Here is a 22,465-nt window from a genome sequence, read left to right on the forward strand (position 1 = left end):
GTTTTTACAAAATCATTGAAAATTCGATTTTACAGCCTAACGCATTCATTATACGATAGAAAGTAGATACTTTAGGCTCTGTCTGACCACTTTCTACTCTTGAAATATAAGAACGGTCAGAACCGATACGCCGGGCTAATTCAGCCTGAGTGATTTTAGCCTTTTTTCTTGCGTCCTCGATAATCTGTCCTGTATAAAAGGCGTAGGCCTTTTCTTCTGCCTCTGCACGAGAAGCTGTTCCTTCCTTACCAAAACGCTCATCTATTAATGCACTGACATTAAAGAATTCCTCATTTGTTTTTGCTTCCATAATACTCCTTTCTTAATATCTTTGCTTTATCAATTTCTTTCTTTGGTGTTTTTTCGGTTTTCTTTTGAAAACCGTTAAACAGAATCACAATACGCCCTTCGTCGAAACAAAAGAATATTCTATATATATTGCTTTGGTACTCGATACGAAGTTCATAAAGTCCTTCTTCTATCAACCGCATAAATTTCAAAGGTATTCTGTCTTGTGTCTGCAATAACATTAGCACATACAATATCTTATCTTGGGTGCCAGCATCTAAATTTTCAAAGAATTCTTTGAAGTATCCTTTATATGCTATTATTTCTCTTTTCATAACGCAAATATAAGAAATGTTGTTCAACTATACAACATATTTCCTCGTTTTATATTATTTTTCATCATCTTCACCCCCAAAAGTGAGAGGAGTGAGAGAGGAATTGAAACTTTTTCTATTTTATTTCTTTATTTCTACTTTCTATATTTCTCTAAAAAAAATACGAATGTTAGAAATCCTCTCTCACTCCTCTCACTTTTTACCTTTTCTTTCTCCAAAAAGACGGCGGGAAATCGGAAAAACACAACCGTCTTTTTTCTATTTCTCACCGCATTTTCAAATCAGCCCACCAATTGAAGCAGACTTCAGGAAATATTTGTTATCTTTGATGTGCAAAAGATCAAAAGAATCAGATATGGACAACTTGATGCGTAAACTTCCTATTGGAATACAAACCTTTGAAGATATACGAAGGAAGAATATCTTATTGTAAAGATCGGAGTGGAATTTAGTGCAGAAAGCCGGAACTTAAATCGTTGGTTAATCGAAGTGATAGGAAAGTAAAATATGAAAAACCGAAGGATTAAGATATCCTTCGGTTTTTTCGACTATATACCCATGATTGGTTTTACGATTTCAATCTTCAATCCTAATGCATTAATAATTCGGTAGAATGTTCCTACACTTGGATTTATAGCTCCGCTTTCAATACGTGAGATATACGATTTAGTTGCATTGATTCTCTTTGCTAATTCAGACTGAGTTACTTTTGCTTCCCGTCGTGCATCCAACAGTATTTGACCAGTATAAAAAGCGTATGCCTCTTCATCGAACTTTTCACGTTCCGGAGTCCCAGGTGCTCCGAACTCCTTATCAAGTTCTGCGCTGATATCAGTCAGCATGTTGTTTTTTGTACTCATAATATTCCTCCTTTATTTTTAATGCCTTATCTATTTCTGATGATGGGGTTTTCTGTGTTTTCTTATGGAAGCCATTAAATAAAACAACTATTTGCCCTTCATCAAAAATGAAAAAGATACGGTAAATGTTTCCGTTATATGATATACGTAGTTCATATAGACCATCACGTATAACCTTTATAAATTTGATAGGCAAACGGTCTTCTGTTCCAAGCAATGAAAGCACATATTTCACTTTTTGAATTTCCTTTTCTGTCAGAGTGGCAAGAAAATCCTTGTAGTATTGACCGTATGCTATTACTTTTCTTCTCATTGTGCAAATATAATAAAAGTTTCAATATCATACAACTTTTAAAGTCGAATTTATACTGCTAACGGGCTTAAATTCCCTCTCAGGTACTCATTTTATTCGAATTTCCCTTCCGAATAATCTGAAAACTCCCCGGCACGTTCTTTCTTCTCATACGAGACCAACGTTTCGATACTGAGCGCTTTCCCGTTCTTAGGGCTTATGACATCTATCACACTTGACAAGGACCGGAACGTCTGTTCGCAATTCGCGTCTCCATTATACGTCAACCTCCCCCGGTCAATGGCACCTAGAATAACAGAAACATACCGTTTCGGATCTCCCCGATATTCGATAACAGTGGGCGTCATTTGTTCTTCTTCCCGAATCAGTTGGACGACAATTCTTTTTTTTGGTCAATCAGCTCCAACAGTTTTTTACTATGCACACTGATTTGTGCATCTACTTCACGAAGTTCATTCTTCAATGAACAAAACAATTCATCACTCAATGAATTTTCCATAAAAACGATTTTTATTAATTATAAAAAAGCCATTCCGGAAAGCACAGCTATTGCCTGCTTCCCGAAATGGTGACTAATACCTTCAAAAACAATGACTCTATTTTTACTTTAATGTACTCAATTTATTTCACTTCTTTTCTCTCCTGCATTCCAAACCAACAAAGCAAACACTACTGAAAGCAAGGCTGCACCAATCCAAAACCAATTGATATATGTAAAATCGTAAACTTCTACTCCATTTTGCACCGTCTTCTGACCTTCGATCAGAATGCCACTCATCACATCCTGCAAACCGGCTCCTATATAACTCGCTATACCGACAACTCCCAAAGCGGCTCCCGAAGCATTGCTGGGAGCAATATCGACAGCCATCAGTCCTCCTAAAAAACAAATCAGCACTCCAATGCCCAAACCGAAGAGCACCATCGCCAAAGCATCCACCCAAAAATGTACCCCCGGAACCAATAGAAACAAACAAAGAGCAGACACATTCATTAATCCGAATATCAAAGCCGGAACATTACGACTGCCAGCAAAAAACTTATCTGAAATAATACCTGAGAAAACCGTACCTACAATTCCGCATACAGAACTGATAGATATAATAAAACTAGCATCCAAAGTAGAATAACCTTTTTGCGCTTCCAGATAGAAAACACCCCAGCTATTGACTGCATAACGGCTGATATACATAAAAGCACTGGATAATGCAAGAATCCAAATAGCAGGATTCTTCAAAACTGCTTTCTGAGCTTTATTGAATTCCTCGGTTTGCTTACCGGAAACGGAATGAGCATCTGACGTCCCCCACCGATCTAGCAAAAAGCCCTGACTTTGAGGCGTATCACGCATAAAAGCAAGCATCATCAGAAAACCAAGCAAACCAATCACTCCCGCACCGATCATCCCATAACGCCATCCCATCCAACTGACCAGCAAAGCGATGGATATAAAAGTCAGAGCTTCACCCAAATTGTGGCTGGCCGACCAAAAGCCATAAAAAGTACCTCGCTCTTTACTACTATACCAACGAGTCAGCGACACAACTCCTGATGCTGCCCCCATCGACTGAAACCAACCATTCAACCCCCAAAGGAGAACAAAAGCAAAGAAGGAATTCGTGAATCCCAGACATAAGTTGATCAGAGCAGAACACAATAATCCGGTAGACATAAAACGCTTTACATTGCTACGGTCAGCAAGAAAGCCATTGGTCAGCTTACCGACGGCATATACGAAAAAAAGGCAGGAACCGATAATCCCCAGTTGGGTTTCGGTAAAAACTCCGTCTTCTACAATCGGTTTACGGATTACATTCATACTCAAACGACAAACATAATAAATGCCATATCCGGTAGTGGCAGACAGAAAGGTAGCCCAACGAATACGCTTGAAACGGACAGAGCGTTCCGGATCAGTCTCTCCCCCGGACACCGGAGGAGAGATTTTATAAAAATCCAATAGTTTAAATCCCATAAAGAAGTCTATATTTTAATGATACGCATCTTGGCCGTTTTCACTACGCTTCTTACGCGATTGCAAATATTCCAGCAGATAGGCAGTACGGTCTGTCTGAATGATGGCCGCTCCGAGTGTATCGATCAGATAACCATATCCTTCGTCCGGATTCTCCAACGATTTATCATCATCATGTCCGCCAGCCATCGTATCCCACAACGTATTATACCAGATTTTACTTTTTCCTTTCAACTTCGTTTTTACTTGCTTGGGGGCCTGGCAGGTATCCGATACAAATAGAAGTTCAAAAGCTACGGGATGCAGCTCCGTCATAAAATCATCCAGTTGCTTCATTGCTCCCGGCTTATCCAAATGAATGATAGGCATATAAATGATACGGTCCAGATATTTACCTAAGTCTTTCTTTACGTCTGCCACAGGCTTGGAACCTTTCATGATAATCTGATCCACTGTTCCCGTCTTTTCGAGGATGGGAAAAATCTCGTCAAATATCGGATATGCTTTATCCAGATTGACCATCACACGACCTTTGGCAACCCATAAAGCCTCTTCCAAAGTAGGTACACGATGCTTGGTTTTGAGTGCCGCTCCATTTTTCAGATAGAGTGTCCGGATAGAATCCAATGTCCATTCGGCTACCTTTCCTTTTCCGGTAGTCGTTCGGTCCAGCGTTTTGTCATGCATCAGGATCAATTGACCGTCTTTGGTTTTCTGAACATCCAGCTCCACTACGTCAGCTCCCAGACGAATGGAACTTTCAATAGCGGCAAGTGAATTTTCGGGTGCGTAACGCCAGTCTGCCCGATGAGCTACAACCGTGATTTCTTTATTGTCAGGGTTCGTTATCTTCGCATAAATGGCTTTCACCGGTTCGTCTGCCGACAGGCAGAAAGGAAATGCGAATAAGATTCCTATCATTATATATTTCTTCATATCTATATGTACTATTATCTGTATCCTTTAGACTTTAAATATTTGGCAGCTACTTCAGCATAGTCTGTTTGCACAATGTTGATGCGTTTGTTAATCATTCCCACCAAACCGGAGTAGTTTTCCGACAACATATTGGTATCATTCGCTCCGACAATGTTGGAGAAAAGAAGCCAGCCTTTATCTTTAATCTCATTAACCATCGTTCCACCCATAGCATCTGACGTAGACAGCTGCATCATTTGTACATTATCAGTGTAGGATGAGGAGAAGTATGTGATGTCATCGGTAGCTTTCGCCATCGGGTGCAACAGCAAACTACTGTTGGCTGCCTTCAAATCAAATGCATAATTGCGATTGTTGGATACATACAGCAAAGTGGAACCTTCCATATCCAATTTTTTAAGCAATGCGACGATCGTATTTACCGCAACATTCTTGTTGACAATATCCAGATTATAATAAACTTTTCCTTTTCCTTTCTTCATCGCTTCCTCCAAAGTCGGGATTCGTTCGCCAGTTATATTGCCGGATGCATCTTTCAGATAAAATTGTTGTAATTGCTGATAAGTAAAGTCTCCCACCGCACCGCTACCGTTTGTTGTCCGGTCGATGGTGTTGTCGTGCATCAATACCAACACACCGTCAGAGGTCGGCCGTGCATCCAGCTCGATCATCTCAACTCCTGCTTTGACCGAGTGTTCTATCGCAGGTAACGAGTTTTCGGGAATCCCCTCTTTCATCCCTTTTTGGGTATTTCCACGATGCGCGCAGAGCCACACTTTATAAGAGGTGCTTTCAAACAGACTCTTTAAATCTGCTTTCAAATTCCCCGTCACAGGCAACTGTCCTCCTTCTTCTCCACCGGGATTCTCTCCATTCCCTCCCGATTGGGCTCCGGAGTGACGTCTGTCCTTCCCTTTCATCGGCCAGGCAGAGGTTGCGGCCCCGGTAATTCCCTCATCTTCCAAAGCTACCAACACGCTCTTTGTAGGGTCCACCGTATTGGTGACTCCGATATAAATCGCTCCATCCGGTCCGATGGTAGGCGAACTCCAGATTTTACCGATTCCCGCTTCCCAATCTCCTTTTAAAGGAGAGTCACTTTCACTAATCAACGCAGCAAGGTCTTTTTTCAGAATCAATTGTTCATCCGATTCTTCCGGTTTAATGATATAATAATTGCCGGACTGGGTGCCGAAATGTATGTTTCCTGCTTGATCAATTGCCGCACAACCGCTTGCATCTTCCGCAATGCCGTAATGCCATTGGATAGCTCCTCCCGGAGACAAAGAGATGATTCCTCCGGTTGCTTCCCCCGGAGCACGTTTCACTGTAACGATAATGCTTCCGTCGAGTCCTATCACAACACCGCCTTGATCCAGCGTGCCGACATTGCCCAAAGGAGTACGCCACTTCTCCACTCCATCACTTCCTATAGCAAATGCGCTACTTCCCATTCCTGCAAACGTAGCTGTTCCGTAAATAGTACCAACCTCATCTACTGCCGGAGAACCGTTCATATTTTCTGACGGCTTATCATCGCCGGAGCTAAATACCTGCCAAGCCCACATTACATTTCCACCGGCATTCAACGCAGAAGCAGAAGCCCCGAACAATCCATTCTTTCCGCCACCCCAAACTAAAGTGTTGTTTGCCAATACTATTCCTGCAGATACTCCTCCGGAAGGACCTCCGGAATTATCCGCATTCGCTACGCATCCTACCCGATAGCCGGTCACCTTATCTACTGCAAGTACTGATCCTGTAGAACCGCCATTACCCATATATACATGATTCTCCCCAATGGCACAGGTCAGGTAATTGATACGGGGTGTGGAAGCTTTTCCTTTATTCCAGAAGCCATTTTCAGCGTCACCTGCCACCAGCCATTTCTTACTCCCGTCCGGATTTATTGCATACACACGTCCTACTTTGCCACTGGTGTCTCCGGTTCCTACGTAGATTGTTCCGTCTATTTCAATGCTTGGAGTAGTATGCGTATTTCCGGATGGTGCATCGCCGTCAGCAGATGTCCAAAGGTCAAATTCCCAAAGCTGGTCTCCTGTCGCTGCCGAAAATTTACGTAAATAATGATCATTGGAAGTCATATACACCCCATTATCATCACTGACAGCCGGAGCTGTAGAACGTACTTCTCCTAACACATGACCGCCTACCCATTTCAGTTTTACATTTCCTACTTCAGGCAAAGGCTCCGAATCAATGGTCAACAATTTGTGAGCCATCGCATAAGTGCCTTTTGCATCCTTCACATGAAGAGTCACCGTATAGGCACCGTTCGTTTGATAGGTGACTACGGGATTGGGGTCCGTTGAAGTCTTTCCGTCTCCCAAATCCCACTCATAAGTGTAGTTTCCTTCTCCGCCTACGGTTTCATTAGTAATGCGAACTTCATCTCCGACATAATACAGCGACTTGTCAAAAGAGAATTTGGCTGTTAACGCATTTTCTTTCCAGTCATCCGAACAGGCTGAAAACAGCAGCAAGCAGATGCAAAACGTTGCAAATATTTTTATATTCTTCATAATCTGTTCTTTCTTAATTTATTAATAACCATCGTTTTGAGGATAATTTTCGGCTCCTGCCAAATCGCGTTCCGACTGGGGAACCGGATAGTACATTAAATAGTTTCTTCCGTTCAGCGAAGTAAATAAATCCAACCGATTGGTCCTCTTCAAGTCGTACCAGCGCTGTCCTTCTGCATACAGTTCACGATGGCGTTCGTCCAGTATCTGATTCTGAAACTCGGTGTCGCTCATGCTTGAAGGTAATGAGACTGTAGCATAACGCTTATTCATAAACTCTTTCAAGGTCGACAGGCCGTTCGTTGCTCCCAGTGCTTCCGCTTTAATCAGATACATTTCGGCTACACGAGCCACTACTATAGGAGTTTGAGAAGGTTGTTCGTTGGTCACAAACTGCCCGGTGCTTCCATTCGGAAATTTGATGATCCGGCTATTATCTGCCCCAAAGACTGCTTTGGCACGAATATCCTGCTTTTTGACTGAAGTATCGGCATAAAGATGACTATAGCAATCGGCAGAGGGAGAATAATCCCATGTCGGGTCAATATCATTAACAGACTGATAGAAAAGTAACAATCCCGTGCTGCGTTTATTGGCCAGAGCAAAAATCAGTTCTTTGCTATTACTATTGGAGATGAAAGCATTAGCATATTCAGCTGATGTGGTACTCAATGCGAAATTGGACTTAGTGATCACTCTGTCTGCATAAATAGCCGCATTCGTATAATCTTTCAAGGCCAGACAAACTTTTGCATTCAGTGCATCACATACACTTAAAGATACGTAAAAGCGATCGGTAAATTCCGGAAGTAAGCTCTCTGCCTTGCCCAAATCTTCTTTAATAAAATTCCACACATCGGCTTCGGGTGAGATAGGCACTACATCGTAAGTACGCTTACGTAAAATAGGCGCTCCTCCCCAACGGGTGACTAAATGATAATAAATCAATGCCCGGAAATAATAGCCGGTTCCTCCGGTCTGTTTCACCACCTGACTGTCTTTATTGGAGGATGCTTCGTAGGTCTCCACCAAGAAATTGACTTGCTTTAAGGCTGTGAAACATTTCTGCCACTGCCCCAATACCTCTTTGGAGCTCGGAGCCATCGACATCGGATCATTCATGGAAAATCCCGGGCCCGCCTTGAAATTCTCTCCTTTCACATCACCGTCCATATAGAACTTGAAAACCAGTTCTTCCATTTCAGCATATACCCCGTTAAGCAACTTTGTCAAATCGGACTCGCTCAATGCGTCTTGAGGTATCTTGTCCTTCGGTCGCATTTCATCCAGCATATTTGAGCATCCTGTCATCCATAAAAGACAAATGCCGCATAGTAAATAGTTGATCATATAAAATCGTTTCATACTCGTCTGTTTTTAAAAGTTTAGATTCAAACCAAAGATAAATGTTCTCAACACTGGTTGCAGGCCGAAATCAACTCCGTAATTGGAGTCTCCGGGACTGCCCGAGAAAGAAGTTTCAGGATCGTAACCCGAATATTTTGTAAAAGCCAGCAAGTTGTCTGCCGAAACGTAAAATCTCAGAGAGTTCACATGAATTTTCTTCGTGATAGATTCCGGCAAGGTATATCCTAATGTGACTGTTTTCAGTTTGAAGTAGGAAGCATCTTCCAGATAGCGGGTGGATGTCTGAACATTGTAGTCATAATCATATCCGGTATGCACACCGATCCTTACAGGACGGGGAATCGAGTTGCTGGTGCCTTCACCGCGCCAGTATCCATTGGCTACCTCCTTACTGATATTAAAGAACTGTTCTACGGATTCTCCACGGTCGCCCACTTTTACATTAGACAGTGCCAGACCTAAATGGTCGGTACCTTCGGAACCATTGACACCCCGCCATGCCGCCATCACTTTTCCACCTACGGAAAATTGCCCAAATAATGACAGATCAAAACCTTTGTATGAGAAATTCGAAGTAATACCACCGTAAAAGTCGGGAATAGCTTTTCCTACATTCACACGGTCGGCGTCGGTGATGTCGCCATCTTCATTGTAATCAAAATATCTCACATCACCGGCACGCACTCCCTTGGCATAAAGTTTGGCGGGAACTTCATCGTCACGCTGATAAATGCCTTCCATCTTCAACATATAAAATGTACTGATGGGTTCTCCGTTGATCAAAGCATGCATGGAACCACCCAAAAGGTTACTCCCGCTACTGGGTACAACGTACATTTCACTTCCTTCAATTAAAGAGAGCAGTTTGTTCTTTACGAAAGAAATATTACCTCCCAAGTCCCATTTGAATTTTCCGGTGAGAATTTTGCCGTTTAATGCCAATTCAAGTCCTTTATTCTCCAACGAACCGATGTTAGACTGTAGAGTGGTATATCCGGTACTTGCATTTACAGGTTTCTTAAACAGCAGATCGGTCGTTTTCTGATAGAACATATCAACGTTCAAGGTTAAACGAGACTGAAACATTTCGATATCAAAACCTATATTGAACTGACTTGCCTTCTCCCAAGTCAGCGCACGTGCGTCCTGTGAAATCTGGAATCCGGCAGAGCCATTGTAGGATGCGCCTCCCGCACTAATGAGCGACAACGGAGCATAATTGCTGACACCTGCCATGCTGCCTGTCATACCCCAGCTTAATCTCAGTTTGGCATCATTGACATATTTGTTTTTGGGAAAGAAGCCTTCATTGGAAGCTCTCCATGCAAAAGAAGCCGAGGGAAAGTAACCATACCTCTTATTCTTCGCAAAGCGGGAAGAACCATCGCTGCGTAACGAGGCATTCAGGATATATTTATTATCCCAGTTCAGGGCGATTCGACCAAAGTAAGACTCCAAAGCGTAGGAAGTATAACTGATATCTCCGGCATAGATGTTCGGTCCGGCATTAATGAGATCGAAACTGGACGAAGGATAGGCACCATTGGCGTAATTATCACTCTTTGCTCCAAACTGTTCGTAAGTGTATTTCTCGAAAGAGTGTCCTAACATAACTGAGTAAATAAGTTTATTCCATTCGTTATTGTAAGAAAAAACATTATCAATCACATAACGGAAACTCTGGTCTTTCTGTTGTGCCAAAGCTCCCCAACCACTACTGTTTTTACGGGCATCGTGCTTATCCGATAACTTCTTTGAAACATTATCCAAAATGCCGTACGCACTCACTGTCGGTGTATATTTAAAACCTTTGAAGGGGGTGACGTCTATACTGAATACTCCCGACAACTGATATTTCTTTGCTACCCAGTCTTCTTCATTTATTAACATGAGGGGATTATGGCGCAGAATATCCGTTCCATTCACTTTATAGGATGTCCCGTCTTCTTTGTAAGGAGAATACCAAGGTTGTTCCTCACGGGCTGTACGCAATACTTTCAAACTGGTACTCGTTTCTTCCAATAAGTCCGAACGACTTGCCGAACCTGCCAGATTCATATTTAGTTTGAAGATGCTGTTTATTTTATGTGAGAACTTAGCACGCATATTGTATTGGTCATACTTACTCTTATTCAAATAGCCTTCCTGAGTATTGGCTCCTAAGGAAGCAAAAAAAGTAGTCTTTTCATTTCCGCCGGAAATGCTGATAGAACCGGCACCCGTCTTTGAGTTCTTTCTTGAAATCTCTTTCACCCAGTCGGTTTCCTGAATCTGAGAAGGAATATACAGTTGCAGGTTGGTTCCCATCTGCACATTGTAGTTATCAATAGCAGCCTGCATAGTATTCATGTATTCCGTTGAATTAGCCATCTCTATATCACTGGCAAGGGAGGCAAAGCCGTAACGGCCGGATACTTCGATCTTTGTTTTCCCCTGCTGCCCCGATTTGGTAGTGATCAGCACCACCCCGGCATTGGCACGCGAACCATAGATTGCCGCTGCCGACGCATCTTTCAACACTTCCATACTCTCAATATCATTGGGATTCAAATTCGGATATTTTTCGCTGGGGATTCCATCCACTACATACAGCGGTGAACTTCCTCCGCTAACGGAACCGATACCACGAACAGTTATATTGGGAGTTTCACCCGGTGTTCCGGAGGCAGAAGATATATTCACACCTGCCACACGACCTTGCAACATCTTAATCGGATTGTAATCATTTCCCTGATCTATATTCTCCATCTTCACTTTACTGATAGAGGTAGTGACCAGCTTCTGTGACTGAACTCCATAACCTACTACTACGACTTCATCGATCATCTTACTATCTTCCTCAAGTACTACCTTTACCAATGTCTGATCGGTAGTAGCAAGATTGACTGTCTTGTAACCGATATAAGAGATGGTCAAGACTGCTTTCTCCGGTACGTCGGGCAATGCGAACTTACCATCAAAATCCGTTATTGTCCCGTGAGACTCACCTTTAATCACGATACTTGCACCGATTATGGGTTCTCCGTTGGCATCGACAACTGTTCCGGTTACTTTTTTCGTCAGTTGTTTACTTTGTGTTTTACGAATCAACACAATGACGTTTTCCTGTTCTTTTTTGTAAGTCAGTTCCATTCCTTCCAAAAGACGTGTCATGGTCTGGTCGATCGTTACATCCCGAACGTTCAATGAAACTTTCCAACTCAATTCCGGCAGACTCTCACTGTAGAAAAACTTGTAATTACTAACTTGCTCAATCTTTTTTAATGAGGCTCTTAACGAAATGTCTTTCAAATCAACCGTTATTTGAGAATAAGCGGTCAAAGAGATACTCATGAACAGTAGCAGACAAATGGCCCGTAATGTTCTCCAGTTCTTACTTCTCCCTGCTGTAGACTGAGGGAGTTTCACAAAGGGTGTTCTGTTTTCCATATATCAAAACTTTTAAGTTGTTTGACAGGTATACCGACTGCTCTCCCCTTTCGTCCAATCGGCTATCTATCTTTAACTCTTGTTAACCAACGGTTCTTCATAAATTAAAAAGCCATTCCGGGGGAAAACTCAGGAATGGCTATATCTAATTTCATGATAAAGATGCTTATCTACTTCTCTTTCAAGACAATGACCGAGCCATCCATTTCATAATAAAAAGGCGAAGTAAGCATGAGAATATTCAAGGCGTTCTGTATGCCGCCACTAGGAATCGTTCCCGTAAAGTATTCTTTAGGAAGTTTATTCGAATCGAAACGTATCTCCACATCATAAATCCGTGAAAGAGTTTTCATAATGTTTTCCAACGATTCTTTCTCGAAATAGATATTTCCTTTCGTCCATTCAATATAATCGTTGGGATGCACTTGGGTAGCAACAAGTTGATGAGTGTTTTTATTGTATTCTATCTTATCACCGGGCTTCATCATACGCGAAGTTTCCTGAGTGTAAATTCCTACTTTCCCTTCCAACAAAACAACCGTAATGTCTTTTGCATCTTCATAAGCAGATACATTGAAGGAAGTCCCCAATACCTTTACTTCCAAATCACCTACCTGCACTATAAACGCATGTTTCTCATCAGGAGCGACTTTAAAGTAGGCCTCACCATTCAGTTGCACTCTGCGGACTTTCTCTCCAAAATTATTCAGATAACTCAATTGAGAAGCTGAGTTAAGCACTACATTCGTTCCATCCGGCAATTCAACTGTAGCTTTATCACCTTTATCTGCTTTGACAATAAAAGGCGCACTGGTCATTTGCGACGAATCGATCAAATAATAAGTAAAAAAAGCAATACAGACAGGTAACAAAATAGCAGCCACCCACCTCCAAGGAGTCATAGGGAGAGTTCTCACGCCCTTCGTTCTCGGTGACGTATGTTTCAGTGTTCCTTCTTTTATCCGTGCAAAGAGTTTATCGCGCAGTATCGGATCAATAGCGGCATCCGACTTGGTAAACTCCTGTTCCCACCAGTTTTGCAACTGACGGTCGTTCTTTATCCAATCGGACAACTCCTTTATTTCAGTGTCCGTTATATTTCCTTCGAAATATTTTTCAATCAGCTCTTTATAATGTATCTTATCCATCTTCCTACTTATTTACAGGTATACATTTTCATCCTATCTGCCATCCAAAAGCAAAGATTACAATTACATTTCATTAACAAAAAAGGCAAACAGAAGCGCAACGATTTTATCATAATGCTTCATTAACTGCTCACGCATAAACTTCACGGCCAAAGATAGTTGCGTGGCAACTGTACTTTCGGAAATACCCATCATCTCCGCTATTTCTTTATTTGTATAATTTTGCCTTTTGCTCAGAATAAAGATTTTCTTCCGTTGCGCCGGCAATTCTTCAGCCAAAGAATCGATATATTCATTCAAGAATCGCAAGTCAATACTTTCTTCTGTCTGGGAGTCACGATCTACTCCTGTATTTTTCAAATATTCATTGTAAACATACTCTACAGTCTGACGCTGATACATATTCATTAATAAATTCTTGGCGATGGTACAAAGAAAAGAAATAAATGAAGACTCCGGCTCTACTCGCTCACGTACTTCCCAAACACGGATAAAGGCAGACTGAACTACTTCTTCAGCCATATATTGATTGCCGGAAGAAATTCGCATAATGAAGTTGTATAACTTACCGCTATACATATTATATAATCTTTCAAATGCATGAAAGGAGCCGTTCTTTAATTCGGTTAATAAACGTTTTTCATTTATAGAATCCACCATAGCTTAGAATTTTGCAACAAAGGTATGTTACCATCGGTCAGAAACAGGTGACAATGATATTAATATTTTCTCAGATTTCCGATTTTTCAGCAAAGTTTCTGCATATAAAACTTTAAAAGCGATATTTTAACCGTTATTGGTAAAATATCGCTTTTAAAATATATAGCTCAACTATATTGACTAATAAGTAAGTCGGATACCCGCCTGAATATTGAAGTTGAACGGATTTTCCTTACGGATGGTCTGTACATCGGAACCGTCATCAAAGAAATAAGCAACACCGGGTTCTACGTATATACCTACCCGTTTGGTAGCATTAAACTGTGCGCCGACTGCACCGGAGACGGAGAATTGCAAAGGTTTCACAGTTTCCTTCTCTGTGCCCAGCTTACCATAAACACATTTCTCAATCATACCTCCACCAGATACATAAAGAGTAAACAGTTTCTTATCAAGGAAGTTCCAGTTCGCTTTTAACGGGATACCCAGATAATGCAGTTTCTGCTCGGTCTTCTGGTCGCTGTCCGCAAACTTTGCATCCGAAGAAAGCAAGGTGTAAGTCAATCCTGTTTCGACAGAGAAACCTTTCGCCAGACTTTTGCGGACAGATAATCCGAAGGAAATAGGCTGATGGTGCTCCATATCGACCACCTGATTGGCCTGACGCAAATAAGGTACTCCATCTTCAAAGACCAATTGCTGATCATTGGGTATGCTCAGCAGACCGTTTGATACCGATACCATGCTCACACGGGACATATAAGAAGGAATGCCCGATCCCAACTCTGTAGAAGCACCACCGGAGTTACCTACCGAAAGTCCCATCGACCATGTGCCTTTCTGCGAAGATGCCTTTTCTGCCGGAATATGCAGTTTGTCTCTGCTGGAAGGGCGGCGCGGCTTATTTCTCGGTTGTTCCGTATCTGCGGGCTTATGCTGGGCGGCCTTCGTTTCTTCCACCGGTTCCACTTCTTCTTTTTCTTTCCGGTCGCCGGTCTGAGCGTTCAGTTCCGAAGGTTGCTGCTCTTCTTTCTTCACCGGTTCGTCGATATTTGCCGTCAGCTGGGGAATGTTCCGTTCTGCTTTCGCGATACGGTTCTTCACTACCGGACGCACTACCGGTTCTACCGTTGTTCCTGTCATATCCGGTTGCTGCGCATCCGGCAAAACATCCGGTACAGAGGCTAACGCCGGAGTCTTGGCATGACGAATTTCATCAGCAGCAGGAGTCCCGAGGAAATACAGGCTGACCGATGACACCAAAGCCAATAAAATGACAGCCGCAGCGGCTATCGTCCATTTACGATAAGGATATATCTTCCTCTCCACAGGAGGCATAAGTTCTTTTTCCAGTTGTTCCCAACCGGAAGCAGGAAGCGGCTCCGAGTAATTCCCGAGCTTCTCCTTCAACTTATTCATCCATAATTCTTTCTCTTCCATATCTCTACCTATCCGTTATTCATTATCCATTCTTTTACTCTCTTAGCCAACACGCTCTTCGCCCGAAATAATTGCGAAGCCGATGACTTCTCATTAATACCTAACAACTGTGCTATTTCCTTATGCGATTTTTCCTCGAAGGTGTAAAGGTTGAACACGGTACGGTATCCTGCCGGCAACTCTTCGATAAATCGCATCAATACCGCTTGCGGAATCATCTCTACAGCCGAAGCGTCGGGTTCCTCGTAATCTTCGGGTACTTCTTCCAAAGGCGTCGACTGACTGATTACATCACTCTTGCGAAGATACTGTAAAGCGGTATTGACCATCACCCGTTCCATCCAGGCCCGCAGTGAGCCTTCACCCCGCCAGGTGAACTTGTCGAAAGAACTGAATATCTTTATAAAACCATCGTGAAGCAGATCCTGAGCTGTATCACGGTCGCCGGTATAGCGCAGACAGACGCCTAGCAAACGCCCTCCATAATGCTCATACAATTCTTTGCGGGCTCGATTATTTCCCAGCCTGCATTGTTCCGACAACTCAAATTCTTCCATTTGCTTATACACGTGTTTACCTTATAAATGCAGCAAAGATAGAAATACTGCACAGAGAGAACAACTCTTTTGCAACTTTTGTTTCTTTAACAGATCCAAATGCAATATTTTCTCCCCCCTTGCATTTTCAGAGTACAAAGCAAGTAAATAGTACTCATTAAAAAACATTTTTATAGTATATGAAGAAATTTAAATTCATTGCATTTTTTATTGCTGTTATGACCACAATGCCGATACTTCAGTCGTGTCTGGATGATGACTCCTCATCCGATTCACTGGTCATCGGCACCATCAATCTGATCAGCCCGGATAGCAAGGATTTCTATTTCACTCTGGATGATGGAAAAACAATGTTCCCGAGCAATGGAAACGGATGGATCAGTGACAAGAATAAAGACGGGCAACGCGCCTTTGTGATATTCAAAGAGCTGGAAGAACCGGTGAAGGGATATGACTATAATATTCAGGTAAGAGAAATAAAAGAGATCCTGACCAAAGAAATCGTGACTATGGGGGAAGGAGAAAATACGGAAGAGAGGATCGGAGACGATAAAATCAATTCTACTTATATGTGGATTACCCAAGACAAGAAATATCTGACAATCGAATTCCAATATTACGGCACGCATAGCGAGGACAAGAAACATTTCCTGAATCTGGTCATCAACAACAAGGATGCTGAACCCGCTGCCGATGATGTCAACGATGAGTATATCGATCTGGAATTCCGACATAACGACGAAGGCGACACCGCCGACCGTCTGGGCGAAGGGTATATATCTTTCAAACTGGATAAGGTTCAAGATCAGATGAAAGGCAAGAAAGGACTCAGAATACGTGTCAAGACCTTATATAACGGGGAAAAATTCTATGAAGTGAAATTCCCCGCATCTAATTAAATCTAGTAATTATAGAAACACTCTTTTTATTATAATATATAATTACGCAAAAGAGGGCGACAGTTGTGAAACTCTCGCCCTTAATTTTATCATAAAGTGATCCGTTTATTTCTTCTTATTATTTCTTTTCATTCTTGTCACCGAAATAATTCCAGACGAGCGCACTGACAGCCGCTCCTACAAACGGCGCCACAATAAACAGCCATAACTGCGACAACGCTTCTCCACCCTGGAACAATGCCGGACCGATGCTACGTGCCGGATTGACGGAAGTACCTGTAATAGGGATACATACGATATGCACCAATACCAGAGAAAGACCGATGGCAAGGCCTGCGAAAGCTCCCGCTCCTTTCTTCGGATCGGTAGACCCCAGCACTACCAATACAAAAATGAAAGTAAAGACCACTTCTGCGATGAATGCCTGTAGCATCTCGCCGTCACCAAAGCCGTTGGAACCGGTAGCCGTCGGTCCGTCGTGCCCACCGGTGGTCACCAGGGCATAAAGAATAGCCGAACCGATAATCGCTCCTATAACCTGGAAAAGCATATACATACCCGCATCTTTTCCATTCATACGACCCGAAAGGAATACTCCTAACGTAATAGCAGGATTGATGTGACATCCCGAAACACCTCCGATAGCATACGCCATCGCCACTACTGAAAGTCCAAATGCCAAAGCAACGCCGACCGTTCCCACGCCGGCTCCTACAGTACCAGCCATACTGCCGGCAAAAACAGCACTTCCACATCCCATCAGGACAAGCACCATCGTCCCGATCATTTCTGCAATGTATTTTTTCATATTACTAAATAAAAAATGGTTGATTCTCCAAATATAAGGAATTAATACCTAGATTCAAAATGTATGTGCCTAATTATTACTATCTTTGCAGCATTTTTGAATAAAACCACCAAACCATAAAATGAAAAAAGGACTTTTTTATGCTATACTGGCCTCTGTATTATGGGCTATCGTCAATCCGTTTATCAAGCAGGGACTGAGTTACGACTTTTCGCCGATGAACTTTGCAGGAATCCGCTTTACCACTGTAGGTATCATTCTTTTTGCTTATACCTGGCATAAGGGAATGTGGAAAGAAATACGCCAACACAGCAAACTGTTTCTGAATCTGATCCTGATCAATATGTTTATGGGGTACACGGCTTTCTATTTCGGAGTCGATTTCGTCAGCGGGGCTATCTCTTCTATCATTATGGGAATGACACCTCTGATCAATGTACTGCTAGCCCATCTGCTGGCCAGCAATGACCGGCTGAATGTGCACAAGATTATCAGCCTTATTGTCAGCCTCATCGGTTTGCTGCTTATCGTAGGCATGGGTAGCAATGGCGCTCCGCTGGACTGGAAAGGGATCACGGGAATTGTACTTTTGCTGCTCAGTATCATCTTTCAGGGGTATTCCGCAATTTCGGTATCGGAAGATAAAGGCAAGGTAAACCCTATTTTCCTGAATGCCGTGCAGATGTTCTTCGGGGGACTGCTTATCTATATGGTAGGATTAGGTACGGAAGGGTATCATTCATTTATCGGAAAACCTGCCGGATTCTATATCAGTCTTTCTATTCTGGTATTTATCTCGGTCTTTGCTTTCAGCTTCTGGTTTATCGCCTTGCAGAGTAAAGGAGCCAAAGTGAGTGATATCAATATGTGCAGACTGATCAACCCGATATTGGGCGCCATACTTAGCTGGATCATGCTCCCGGGAGAGTATCCGACATTCAGTACCGTTGCAGGAATGATTATCATAGTCAGCTCCCTCATTATCTATTTTAAGGGAGCTGAAATAGGGCGATGGTTGAAACGCCATACAGCCGGAAGCAGTACGCAGGAATAAGCAATATTACAGCAAGTACTGAATGGATTGCAGGGATTGCATTTCTTTGGGTACTGCTGCCAGTATCTCTTCTTTGAGTACATTGAGCAGGCTATGACGGATAAAATCCCTGCTGGTCGCAAGCACTATCTGCCGTGTAGGGCGGGGAATGGCAAACGGACGTACCAGTTTCTTTTGTTCTTCGTTCAGTTGCGAAACAGCCAGTTCGGGAATGAAGGTGATTCCTTTTCCGCTTTCTACCATACGCATAAAGGTTTCCATACTTCCCAGATGGTAGGCCATCTGATTGACTTTGACCGTTTCCATCTGGCAGAAACGTACAAGCTGGTCACGGAAGCAATGCCCTTCGTCCAATAGCCAGAGACGTTCGCCCGTTATATCGGAAGTGCGTATCACGTCGTGCTTGAACAGAGGTTCTTTGCAGGATACATATCCGAAGAATGTTTCATAGAAAAGTGTTTCTTCTTTCAGGAAAGTGTCTTCCAATTTGCTGGCTATAATTGCGGCATCAATATCTCCGGCATGCAATGCCTGCTGGATATTCTGTGTTTTCATTTCTGTGACACGTATATCCAGTTCCGGATACTTTTCCATCAGTTGGGGGAAGAAGCGGGGAAGTAAATAAGGTGCTATGGTAGGCAATACCCCCAAATGGAACACGCCTGCCAGTGACTGTTTCTCTTCACTGATTATTTCTTTCACCTGCGCTGTCTGTGCCAGAATGACACGTGCCTGATCAATGATCTTTTCTCCAATCGCTGTGGGACAGACCGGCTGCACCGTACGGTCAAACAACTTCACTCCCAGCTCATCTTCCAGTTTCTGGATCATAGCACTCAGCGTGGGCTGCGTCACGCGGCAATATTCCGCCGCTCTGGCAAAATGACGGAACTGGTCAACCGCCAATATATATTCTAATTGTTGTATCGTCATCTATCAAATATGATTAAGTTATAGATTTCTTCTATGCAAAGATAGAAATTATCAGTTTGACAACAAGCATTTTCCGCCTTATCTTTGCAGTACAGAAAAAAAGAAAACGAATATAAATCATTAAAAACAAATAGAATATGAAAACTTTAGAATTTATCAAATTGAACGAATCGGGAGCAAACAACGTAGTAGCATCTTTGCAACAATTACTGGCAGACTTCCAAGTATATTACACCAACCTCCGCGGTTTCCACTGGAATATCAAAGGGCATGACTTCTTCGTACTTCACAGCCAATTCGAAAAGATGTATGATGACACTGCCGAAAAAGTGGACGAAATCGCAGAACGTATCCTGATGCTGGGCGGTACTCCTGCCAACAAATTCAGTGATTATCTGAAAGTAGCCAATATTAACGAAGTGGATAAGGTAAGCAACGGAGAACAGGCACTGGATAACATACTACAGTCTATCAGTTATCTGATCGGTGAAGAACGCAAGATTCTGTCTATCGCTTCACAAGCCGGAGATGAAGTAACCGTTTCGATGATGAGCGATTATCTGAAAGAACAAGAAAAGATGGTTTGGATGTTGACGGCTTATAACAGCAAGTAAATACAAGGTTTAGGTTTTAAGTGAAAGTGAGTAAAAGTGGAACGTATCGTAAAGCAATACGTCCCACTTTTCGTTTATGACTTGAACTCTGAGTGGATTATTGACATCCCACTTCGGCTAATCCTAAAGAATCACTTTCGTCCACCATACGTGTCGCTTTCAATTTAAGAAAACGGGCTTCAACAGGACTAAAGTATACACTCTGAAGAATCGGATTATTGCGGATATTCGAGAATTCTCCTTTTGCAATAACCTGCATCGTTTCTTCAGTCGAACCGGCAGACAATTCGTAAGATGAAATCAAACCTTTACTGTACTCACTCTGATCGGGCAAATAGTAGAATGAATGAAGGGTACAGCTTTCACCGAGATCAATCACGATTTCTTTCCCGGGGATAAAAGCAGTAGTCTGATCGTCTTTATCGCTGCATTTCTTGACTTCCTCCTCATCAACGCCCACGATAGTAAACGGAAAACTCCTCAACTCCGAAGTGGCGGATGTGTAACTTTCCGTAGCGTCGGGAGCATAATAAGCTCCTGCTTCATTGATACACAAGCACGCACGGGCATCTGTAAAGCGTATACGCAGCTGTTCCGTCTCTATCGTTTCAAAACGCAACAGACGTTTGTAACCTACAGTCGTAGTTTCTTCATTACATTTGACCGACAACCACTGATCTCCTTTCTTATATTTGACCACAAAAGATTTAACACGCTGTCCCAAAGGTATATACTCCTGAATCATAACCCGGTTCATCTTTGTCGGCTGTTCGAAAGTAAAAGTCAGATCAGCCGCCATGACGCTGTCATTGGTAGCCCAATAGGTGTCATACTGTCCATCTGTCAAGGCACGGACATTGAACTGACCTCCACGCTCATCGGAAGCTGAAACTTTGGCTTTACTCAATAAGTTGTCTGCCAATTCTTTCTGAACCCGCTGATGGAACGTTACTGCATTCAAAGAGTCCGTCGGATGAATCAAACCATTGCGATCTACCGGGAAATTCAATAATAAAGTACCATTATGACCTACACTCCGGTAATACAAATCCGTCAATTGATCGACTGTCTTCACTCTATTGTCTTCTTCCGGATGATAGAACCATCCCGGACGGATAGATACATCACATTCGGCAGCCACCCATTGGTTTCCGTCCGCATGACCATACTGTAGTTCACGATATTTGGGATAACCCGGATATACTTCGCCTGCCCGAAGGAAAGACCAGTTAGTAGCTCCGGCAAATCCACTCTCATTTCCTACCCAACGGCAACCCGGTCCTCCATCGGAGAATATCACGGCTTGCGGTTGCAGTTCATCGATCATTTTGTAAGCTCGCGGATAATCATAATATGTTTTGCGATCAATGGTACGTGTATCTTTCGCTCCTCCATACCAACCGTCGCCTCCATTGGCTCCATCAAACCAGATTTCGAATACGTCTCCATAATTAGTCAGCAACTCGTGAAGTTGTTTATAGAAATAATCTACATATTCCGGAGTACCGTAATTAGCCTGATGTCTGTCCCACGGAGAGAGGTATACAGCAAACTTAATCCCATACTTCTTGCAGGCATCGGAAAGTTCACGGACGATGTCTCCTTTACCATCTTTGTAAGGAGTATTTCGAATACAATATTCAGTCAGCTGGGTAGGCCACAAACAAAAGCCATCATGATGCTTGGCTGTCAAAATCACTCCTTTCATGCCGGAGTTGACAAAAGTCTGCACCCATTGTTCGCAATCCAGACGTGCAGGATTGAAAGTTTTCGGATCAGAGTCGCCATATCCCCATTCGCGGTCATTAAAAGTATTGAGACCGAAATGTACAAAGGCATAAGTTTCCATCTTTTGCCAATTGACTTGTTTCTCTTCCGGGATGGGTAAAACAGGTTCCGGTGATTTGACTTCCTGACATCCTGTCAAAAACAGACAGAATATTGCTGTAGAAATACTGGTTGCGATTGGTTTTCTCTTCATGGTGTTCGATTCATTTATAGTTTTATCTTTTCAGGTGATTTTATTTGCCGGTGCTAAGATAGGAAATATTATATTACTAATCAACCGGATCTGTGCATGTTATCTTCAACATTAAGAATACTCTATCCATATCGAGAGAACTAAAAGCAAAGTTACTCGACATACAAATACAAGCTACATGGCATTAATACCTTTAAATACTTTAAAGAGCTGCTCAATAAATTTATCAGAGTCAATCTAAATACCGATAAAAATATCTCAAAGAATTGGTATCGCAGAGAGGATTACAAAGAAACGTTTATTTAGTGAAGGATGTAAAAC

22 protein-coding genes are annotated in these 22,465 nt (G+C 42.5%); 4 read left to right on the forward strand and 18 right to left on the reverse strand.

Annotated elements, in window-relative coordinates; translation table 11 throughout:
- Positions 1–4 precede the first annotated feature (4 nt).
- Complete coding sequence (locus NBH01_RS07710) at positions 5–310, reverse strand: helix-turn-helix domain-containing protein (RefSeq protein WP_008760436.1); 306 nt, start codon at positions 308–310, stop codon at positions 5–7.
- Positions 291–623, reverse strand: coding sequence for a type II toxin-antitoxin system RelE/ParE family toxin (locus NBH01_RS07715; RefSeq protein ID WP_008766756.1), 333 nt, complete (start codon positions 621–623; stop codon positions 291–293). Before NBH01_RS07715 ends, NBH01_RS07710 begins: the two co-directional genes overlap by 20 nt.
- 166 nt (positions 624–789) lie before the next feature.
- On the opposite strand from NBH01_RS07715, the gene NBH01_RS07720 reads away from it, so the two are divergent.
- Positions 790–1,056: a hypothetical protein gene (locus NBH01_RS07720; RefSeq protein ID WP_022471060.1), complete on the forward strand. Its 267-nt coding sequence runs from the start codon at positions 790–792 to the stop codon at positions 1,054–1,056.
- A 115-nt stretch (positions 1,057–1,171) separates the two neighbouring features.
- On the opposite strand, the gene NBH01_RS07725 is transcribed toward NBH01_RS07720, so the two are convergent.
- From NBH01_RS07725 to NBH01_RS07780, 13 genes are all read right to left on the reverse strand, one after another.
- Complete coding sequence (locus NBH01_RS07725; protein ID WP_008760432.1) at positions 1,172–1,483, reverse strand: helix-turn-helix domain-containing protein; 312 nt, start codon at positions 1,481–1,483, stop codon at positions 1,172–1,174.
- The gene (locus NBH01_RS07730) at positions 1,455–1,796 is read right to left on the reverse strand and encodes a type II toxin-antitoxin system RelE/ParE family toxin (protein WP_008760431.1); all 342 of its coding nucleotides are present in this window, start codon (positions 1,794–1,796) and stop codon (positions 1,455–1,457) included. The genes NBH01_RS07725 and NBH01_RS07730 overlap by 29 nt, the downstream gene beginning before the upstream one ends.
- A gap of 92 nt (positions 1,797–1,888) precedes the next feature.
- Positions 1,889–2,143 (reverse strand): hypothetical protein, encoded by a 255-nt coding sequence (locus NBH01_RS07735; RefSeq protein WP_016268119.1) that lies wholly within the window; start codon positions 2,141–2,143, stop codon positions 1,889–1,891.
- A gap of 17 nt (positions 2,144–2,160) precedes the next feature.
- Entirely contained in the window at positions 2,161–2,295 is a 135-nt protein-coding gene (locus tag NBH01_RS26560) for a hypothetical protein (RefSeq protein ID WP_016268120.1), read from the reverse strand.
- Positions 2,296–2,412: 117 nt separating this feature from the next.
- Positions 2,413–3,771 (reverse strand): MFS transporter, encoded by a 1,359-nt coding sequence (locus NBH01_RS07740; protein ID WP_016268121.1) that lies wholly within the window; start codon positions 3,769–3,771, stop codon positions 2,413–2,415.
- A gap of 15 nt (positions 3,772–3,786) precedes the next feature.
- Positions 3,787–4,707, reverse strand: coding sequence for a glycerophosphodiester phosphodiesterase family protein (locus NBH01_RS07745; protein WP_016268122.1), 921 nt, complete (start codon positions 4,705–4,707; stop codon positions 3,787–3,789).
- A 14-nt stretch (positions 4,708–4,721) separates the two neighbouring features.
- A complete protein-coding gene (locus NBH01_RS07750; protein WP_250700056.1) occupies positions 4,722–7,253 on the reverse strand; it encodes a glycerophosphodiester phosphodiesterase family protein in 2,532 nt (843 codons plus the stop codon).
- A 21-nt stretch (positions 7,254–7,274) separates the two neighbouring features.
- Positions 7,275–8,618, reverse strand: a complete 1,344-nt coding sequence (locus tag NBH01_RS07755) for a RagB/SusD family nutrient uptake outer membrane protein (protein ID WP_016268124.1) — start codon at positions 8,616–8,618, stop codon at positions 7,275–7,277.
- Positions 8,619–8,630: 12 nt separating this feature from the next.
- Positions 8,631–12,050 (reverse strand): TonB-dependent receptor, encoded by a 3,420-nt coding sequence (locus tag NBH01_RS07760; protein WP_016268125.1) that lies wholly within the window; start codon positions 12,048–12,050, stop codon positions 8,631–8,633.
- 170 nt (positions 12,051–12,220) lie between these two features.
- Positions 12,221–13,198: a FecR family protein gene (locus tag NBH01_RS07765; RefSeq protein WP_016268126.1), complete on the reverse strand. Its 978-nt coding sequence runs from the start codon at positions 13,196–13,198 to the stop codon at positions 12,221–12,223.
- A 63-nt stretch (positions 13,199–13,261) separates the two neighbouring features.
- Positions 13,262–13,858 (reverse strand): RNA polymerase sigma-70 factor, encoded by a 597-nt coding sequence (locus NBH01_RS07770; RefSeq protein ID WP_016268127.1) that lies wholly within the window; start codon positions 13,856–13,858, stop codon positions 13,262–13,264.
- A gap of 180 nt (positions 13,859–14,038) precedes the next feature.
- Positions 14,039–15,298, reverse strand: a complete 1,260-nt coding sequence (locus tag NBH01_RS07775; RefSeq protein WP_250700057.1) for an outer membrane beta-barrel protein — start codon at positions 15,296–15,298, stop codon at positions 14,039–14,041.
- An 8-nt stretch (positions 15,299–15,306) separates the two neighbouring features.
- A complete protein-coding gene (locus NBH01_RS07780; RefSeq protein ID WP_008760422.1) occupies positions 15,307–15,855 on the reverse strand; it encodes an RNA polymerase sigma factor in 549 nt (182 codons plus the stop codon).
- 179 nt (positions 15,856–16,034) lie between these two features.
- Here NBH01_RS07780 and NBH01_RS07785 point away from each other — a divergent pair, with 179 nt between their 5' ends.
- The gene (locus tag NBH01_RS07785; protein WP_225679838.1) at positions 16,035–16,754 is read left to right on the forward strand and encodes a NigD1/NigD2 family lipoprotein; all 720 of its coding nucleotides are present in this window, start codon (positions 16,035–16,037) and stop codon (positions 16,752–16,754) included.
- 118 nt (positions 16,755–16,872) lie between these two features.
- Here the strand turns inward: NBH01_RS07785 and NBH01_RS07790 are convergent, their stop codons facing one another.
- Positions 16,873–17,562 (reverse strand): MIP family channel protein, encoded by a 690-nt coding sequence (locus NBH01_RS07790; protein ID WP_048692455.1) that lies wholly within the window; start codon positions 17,560–17,562, stop codon positions 16,873–16,875.
- 121 nt (positions 17,563–17,683) lie between these two features.
- Here NBH01_RS07790 and NBH01_RS07795 point away from each other — a divergent pair, with 121 nt between their 5' ends.
- Positions 17,684–18,616 carry a DMT family transporter gene (locus tag NBH01_RS07795; protein ID WP_225679840.1) on the forward strand — a complete coding sequence of 311 codons (933 nt, stop codon included), beginning with the start codon at positions 17,684–17,686 and terminating at the stop codon, positions 18,614–18,616.
- A gap of 6 nt (positions 18,617–18,622) precedes the next feature.
- Here NBH01_RS07795 and NBH01_RS07800 read toward each other — a convergent pair whose 3' ends face one another.
- Positions 18,623–19,549: a hydrogen peroxide-inducible genes activator gene (locus NBH01_RS07800; protein WP_016268132.1), complete on the reverse strand. Its 927-nt coding sequence runs from the start codon at positions 19,547–19,549 to the stop codon at positions 18,623–18,625.
- 137 nt (positions 19,550–19,686) lie between these two features.
- On the opposite strand from NBH01_RS07800, the gene NBH01_RS07805 reads away from it, so the two are divergent.
- Positions 19,687–20,163, forward strand: a complete 477-nt coding sequence (locus tag NBH01_RS07805) for a Dps family protein (protein WP_016268133.1) — start codon at positions 19,687–19,689, stop codon at positions 20,161–20,163.
- 97 nt (positions 20,164–20,260) lie between these two features.
- On the opposite strand, the gene NBH01_RS07810 is transcribed toward NBH01_RS07805, so the two are convergent.
- On the reverse strand, positions 20,261–22,144 hold the full coding sequence (locus NBH01_RS07810) for an alpha-L-fucosidase (RefSeq protein WP_250700058.1): 1,884 nt from the start codon (positions 22,142–22,144) through the stop codon (positions 20,261–20,263).
- Positions 22,145–22,465: the final 321 nt, after the last annotated feature.

Origin of the sequence: Bacteroides sp. B1-V-101 (assembly GCF_023656585.1) — a bacterium.
GTDB classification, from domain to species: domain Bacteria; phylum Bacteroidota; class Bacteroidia; order Bacteroidales; family Bacteroidaceae; genus Bacteroides; species Bacteroides thetaiotaomicron.

Excerpts from the sequence above, each read along its gene's own strand:
- NBH01_RS07710 (WP_008760436.1), bottom strand. The coding sequence starts at position 310 with ATGGAAGCAAAAACAAATGAGGAATTCTTTAATGTCAGTGCATTAATA.
- NBH01_RS07715 (WP_008766756.1), bottom strand. The coding sequence starts at position 623 with ATGAAAAGAGAAATAATAGCATATAAAGGATACTTCAAAGAATTCTTT.
- NBH01_RS07720 (WP_022471060.1), top strand. The coding sequence starts at position 790 with ATGTTAGAAATCCTCTCTCACTCCTCTCACTTTTTACCTTTTCTTTCT.
- NBH01_RS07725 (WP_008760432.1), bottom strand. The coding sequence starts at position 1,483 with ATGAGTACAAAAAACAACATGCTGACTGATATCAGCGCAGAACTTGAT.
- NBH01_RS07730 (WP_008760431.1), bottom strand. The coding sequence starts at position 1,796 with ATGAGAAGAAAAGTAATAGCATACGGTCAATACTACAAGGATTTTCTT.
- NBH01_RS07735 (WP_016268119.1), bottom strand. The coding sequence starts at position 2,143 with ATGACGCCCACTGTTATCGAATATCGGGGAGATCCGAAACGGTATGTT.
- NBH01_RS26560 (WP_016268120.1), bottom strand. The coding sequence starts at position 2,295 with ATGGAAAATTCATTGAGTGATGAATTGTTTTGTTCATTGAAGAATGAA.
- NBH01_RS07740 (WP_016268121.1), bottom strand. The coding sequence starts at position 3,771 with ATGGGATTTAAACTATTGGATTTTTATAAAATCTCTCCTCCGGTGTCC.
- NBH01_RS07745 (WP_016268122.1), bottom strand. The coding sequence starts at position 4,707 with ATGAAGAAATATATAATGATAGGAATCTTATTCGCATTTCCTTTCTGC.
- NBH01_RS07750 (WP_250700056.1), bottom strand. The coding sequence starts at position 7,253 with ATGAAGAATATAAAAATATTTGCAACGTTTTGCATCTGCTTGCTGCTG.
- NBH01_RS07755 (WP_016268124.1), bottom strand. The coding sequence starts at position 8,618 with ATGAAACGATTTTATATGATCAACTATTTACTATGCGGCATTTGTCTT.
- NBH01_RS07760 (WP_016268125.1), bottom strand. The coding sequence starts at position 12,050 with ATGGAAAACAGAACACCCTTTGTGAAACTCCCTCAGTCTACAGCAGGG.
- NBH01_RS07765 (WP_016268126.1), bottom strand. The coding sequence starts at position 13,198 with ATGGATAAGATACATTATAAAGAGCTGATTGAAAAATATTTCGAAGGA.
- NBH01_RS07770 (WP_016268127.1), bottom strand. The coding sequence starts at position 13,858 with ATGGTGGATTCTATAAATGAAAAACGTTTATTAACCGAATTAAAGAAC.
- NBH01_RS07775 (WP_250700057.1), bottom strand. The coding sequence starts at position 15,298 with ATGGAAGAGAAAGAATTATGGATGAATAAGTTGAAGGAGAAGCTCGGG.
- NBH01_RS07780 (WP_008760422.1), bottom strand. The coding sequence starts at position 15,855 with ATGGAAGAATTTGAGTTGTCGGAACAATGCAGGCTGGGAAATAATCGA.
- NBH01_RS07785 (WP_225679838.1), top strand. The coding sequence starts at position 16,035 with ATGAAGAAATTTAAATTCATTGCATTTTTTATTGCTGTTATGACCACA.
- NBH01_RS07790 (WP_048692455.1), bottom strand. The coding sequence starts at position 17,562 with ATGAAAAAATACATTGCAGAAATGATCGGGACGATGGTGCTTGTCCTG.
- NBH01_RS07795 (WP_225679840.1), top strand. The coding sequence starts at position 17,684 with ATGAAAAAAGGACTTTTTTATGCTATACTGGCCTCTGTATTATGGGCT.
- NBH01_RS07800 (WP_016268132.1), bottom strand. The coding sequence starts at position 19,549 with ATGACGATACAACAATTAGAATATATATTGGCGGTTGACCAGTTCCGT.
- NBH01_RS07805 (WP_016268133.1), top strand. The coding sequence starts at position 19,687 with ATGAAAACTTTAGAATTTATCAAATTGAACGAATCGGGAGCAAACAAC.
- NBH01_RS07810 (WP_250700058.1), bottom strand. The coding sequence starts at position 22,144 with ATGAAGAGAAAACCAATCGCAACCAGTATTTCTACAGCAATATTCTGT.